Source organism: Gemmiger formicilis, assembly GCF_016901605.1.
Classification (GTDB): Bacteria; Bacillota; Clostridia; order Oscillospirales; family Ruminococcaceae; genus Gemmiger; species Gemmiger formicilis_B.
Genome location: NZ_JACJKP010000220.1, coordinates 1 through 3,828, shown reverse-complemented (window position 1 = coordinate 3,828; position 3,828 = coordinate 1). Strand labels below are relative to the sequence as shown.

The 3,828-nt window shown below is 53.1% G+C and carries 3 protein-coding genes and 1 pseudogene; 3 read left to right on the top strand and 1 reads right to left on the bottom strand.

Translation table 11 applies throughout. The features are described from left to right. The 3 genes from glgD to H6B10_RS13130 all read left to right on the top strand — a co-directional run. On the top strand, nt 1-1,013 hold a 1,013-nt coding region (gene glgD, locus H6B10_RS13140), incomplete at its 5' end, for a glucose-1-phosphate adenylyltransferase subunit GlgD (protein WP_204652021.1). A 120-nt stretch (nt 1,014-1,133) separates the two neighbouring features. Then, the gene (gene glgA, locus H6B10_RS13135) at nt 1,134-2,552 is read left to right on the top strand and encodes a glycogen synthase GlgA (protein WP_204652020.1); all 1,419 of its coding nucleotides are present in this window, start codon (nt 1,134-1,136) and stop codon (nt 2,550-2,552) included. A gap of 132 nt (nt 2,553-2,684) precedes the next feature. Next, on the top strand, nt 2,685-3,518 hold the full coding sequence (locus H6B10_RS13130; protein WP_204652019.1) for a C39 family peptidase: 834 nt from the start codon (nt 2,685-2,687) through the stop codon (nt 3,516-3,518). 75 nt (nt 3,519-3,593) lie between these two features. On the opposite strand, the pseudogene H6B10_RS13125 reads toward H6B10_RS13130, so the two are convergent. Continuing rightward, nucleotides 3,594-3,828, bottom strand: a pseudogene (locus tag H6B10_RS13125) (uridine kinase); the annotation flags it as partial.

Sequence of the window (3,828 nt, the reverse complement as noted above, 5' to 3'; positions counted from 1 at the left end):
GTTACCGTTTGATCGACTTTACCCTGTCCAGCATGGTCAATGCCGGTATCGATAATGTGTCTGTCATCGTTCGTAAGAACTATCATTCCCTGATGGACCATCTGGGCGCCGGCCGTGAATGGGACCTGACCCGTAAGCGCGGCGGTCTGAACATTGTTCCGCCTTTCGCAGAGCGCAGTGTTAAAATGTACTCCGGCCGTGTGGATGCCATCGAGAGCATCCTTTCCTGGCTGGAAGCACAGAAAGAACGCTACGTCATTCTGTCTGACTCCTATATTGCCGTCAATTTTGACTTTGGCAAGCTGATCGACGCTCACGTAGCCAGCGGCGCCGATGTGACGATGGTTTACAACCGCGCAGCAATCCCCGAAGGAGCCCGTAGCGATAACTACACCGTTCGTATGGATGAGAATGGCCGCGTGACCGAGATTCTCTCCAACGATTACCGTCTGGGTGATCAGAACCTCTCGATGAATATGTATGTCATCGAGCGCGAGAGCCTGATCCATCTGATTCATGATGCGGCTGTGCGTGGTCTGGTCTACTTTGAGCGCGATATTCTGGCCCGCAACCTGAAACTGCTCAATGTGCAGGGCTATGAGTTCAAGGGTTATGCCGCACGCATCTCCGATATGAAGAGCTACTTCGACGAGAATATGCGTCTGCTGGAACCCGGCAGCATGGAAGCACTGTTTGGTGGTGCTCCCATCTATACCAAGATTCGTGATGACAACCCCACTCGTTACCTGGCAGGCAGCGCTGTCAAGAACAGCCTGCTGGCCGACGGTTGCGTGATCGAGGGTACGGTGGAGAACAGCGTGCTGTTCCGCGGCTGCCAGGTCAAGAAGGGCGCCGTTGTTAAGAACTGTGTGCTAATGCAGGATACGGTGGTGGAGCCGGACTGCGATGTTGAGTATGTGGTTACCGATAAGAACGTCCACATTACCGAAGGCAAGAAGCTGACCGGTACGGACACCTTCCCGGTATTTATCGCCAAGAACCACAGCGTATAAATAGCTCATGGAGGCTGTTCTCCTTCTCCCCGGAGACAGCTTAGATGAGGGGGACGGGGGAGACCGCTGGCCTGCCCCGTCCCCCTGCTTTTTTAGGAATCCACCAGCTTGGAGGTGCTTATGAAAATTTTGTATGCGGCCAGCGAGGCTACACCTTTCGCGAAGTCCGGCGGTTTGGCCGACGTTGCAGGTGCATTGCCCAAAGCGTTGGTCAAAGACGGCGTGGACTGCCGTGTGGTCATGCCGCTGTACGGTGATTTGAAATACAAGGATACCCTGACCTATGTGACCAATTTCAGCGTTCCGGTAGGCTGGCGCAGCCAGTACTGCGGCCTGTTCAAGGCAGAGCGGGACGGCGTTGTATTCTATTTCATTGATAATGAATACTACTTCAAGCGCAGTGGTCTGTATGGTTTCTATGATGACGGCGAGCGTTTCGCATTCTTCTCCCGTGCCATTCTGGAGATGCTGTTCTACACCGACTTTGAGCCGGATATCATCAACTGCAACGACTGGCAGACTGCATTGACGCCCGTTTATCTGAACCTGTATTACCGCCATCTGGATAAGTTCAACCGGATCAAGACGGTGTTTACCATCCACAACATTGCCTACCAGGGCAAGTATGGTCTGGACATTCTGGAAGACACCTGCGGCATTGGCGCGCGGGATGCCCACGTGGTGGAATATGATGGCTGTGCAAACTTCATGAAGGGCGCCATCGAAACGGCCGACAAGGTTACCACGGTCAGCCCGACCTACGCACAGGAAATTCTGGACCCGTGGTTCAGCCATGGTCTGGACGGTCTGCTGCGTCAGAAGCAGTATAAGACTTGCGGTATTCTCAACGGCATCGACGTGGATGTATTCAACCCGGCGACCGATCCCGATATCGCCAAGAACTATGACGTGGATACCTTCCAGGAAGGCAAGGCGGTTTGCAAGGCTGCGTTGCAGGACGAAATGGGTCTGCATAAGGATGGCAGCCCGGTTATGGCTATGGTTACCCGTTTGGTGGGCCATAAGGGTGTGGACCTTGTCCGCGCCATTGCCGAGGGTCTGCTGCAGCAGGGCATTGAATTGGTCATCCTCGGTTCCGGCGAAGCACAGTACGAGAATTTCTTCAATGAACTGTGCGCACGCAACCCCGGCCGTGTAGGCGTGTACATTGGTTTCAATGCCAAACTGGCACAGCAGATTTATGCGGGCGCCGACATCTTCCTGATGCCTTCCCGCTCCGAACCCTGCGGCTTGGCGCAGATGGTTTCCTGCCGTTACGGCACCATTCCTGTTGTGCGCGAAACCGGCGGTCTGCGCGACTCCATTCATGATTCCGGTGACGGCTACGGCAACGGCTTTACCTTTGCCAACTACAACGCTCATGAACTCTATGAGGCTTGCTGGCGTGCCAAGGAAGGCTATTGGCAGAAGGATGGCTGGCCGATTCTGGTCCGCCGCGCCATGGAGTGCGACTTCAGCTGGTCCAACTCCGCTAAGAGCTACGAAGGTCTGTACAATGAGGTCGTAAACCTCTGGTAATTGCCTTCAACAGCTGGATTTCACAAATGTTTCAAACCCGGCAGGGAAATCTGCCGGGTTTTTTCTTGCCTTTTTCACAGATTTGTTTTATCTTAAAAGAAAAGACTTGTGTGAGTAAGGAAAAGATTGACTGTGAAAAGAGCGGAAGAGGAAAAACGAAAAGCAGCGGTTTGCCTGATTCTGGCCGTTACACTTGTGCTGACCGGATGCGGCGCAACGGTGATGATTCCCTCCGATGTGGCCACGGCAGAAACTGCAACCGCGGAATCGGCAGAGGAAAGTATGGGATACATGCTTGCGGAGGAAACCTCCTACGATGAATTGGCAACGGTTTGGGCGCTTATGCAGCAGACCGCCGAAACGGCGGAAACGGCACTGTGGCTGCCGCCTGAAATCCAACTGGATGTAAAAAACATTGATCAGAACCCCGAACTGCCCAATGGATGCGAGATTACCTCCGCGGCAATCGTGCTGAATTACCTCGGATATTCTATTGATAAGGTTACTTTGTCGGAAAACTACCTGTCGTTGGGCATTCCTTATTGGGAAGCGGACCCTGACGTGGAATTTATGGGGAACCCGGCGGATGAGCTGGCTTTTTACTGCCTGCCGGGAGCAATTGTCCGGGCGGTCAATGCCTATCTGGCGGACATGGACAGCGACTATAGGGCGGTGGACATCAGCGGTTCCTCGGTGGAGGAACTGTATGAATGGGTAGCCAACGGCACGCCGGTGCTGGTATGGACAACACGGGCTTTTAGCGAACCTTTGTACAACAATACATTTCAACTGGAAGATGGAAGCTGGCCATATGCAAACTCTCATTGCCTGGTTTTGACCGGGTACGGAGAAGAAGTTTGCTATCTGGCGGACCCTATGCTGGAGGTTATGCAAATCGACAAAGATACCTTTGCCGAACGGTATGTACAGCGTGGTGAATGTGCAATGGTTATTACCCGGATATAAAGAACAAATAAGAAAAACGCCCGATCTCTCATAGAGAGTACGGGCGTTTTGTTTTACTTTTTGATATAACAGGGATTATACTTCTTCGTCGCGCAGGTGATCGGCAATCCACTTCATCAGCAGTTCCAGGGCTACCAGATTATGGCCGCCTTCCGGCACGATCAGGTCCGCTTTACGTTTGCTGGGTTCTACAAATTGCTCATGCATCGGCTTGACGGTGGTCAGATATTGGCTCACCACGCTGTCCAGCGTACGTCCACGCTCTTTAACATCGCGGACAATGCGGCGCAGAATACGCACATCGGCATCG

What these genes read in the sequence shown, in the direction of transcription:
- glgA (WP_204652020.1), top strand. Translation starts at nt 1,134, where the DNA reads ATGAAAATTTTGTATGCGGCCAGCGAGGCTACACCTTTCGCGAAGTCC.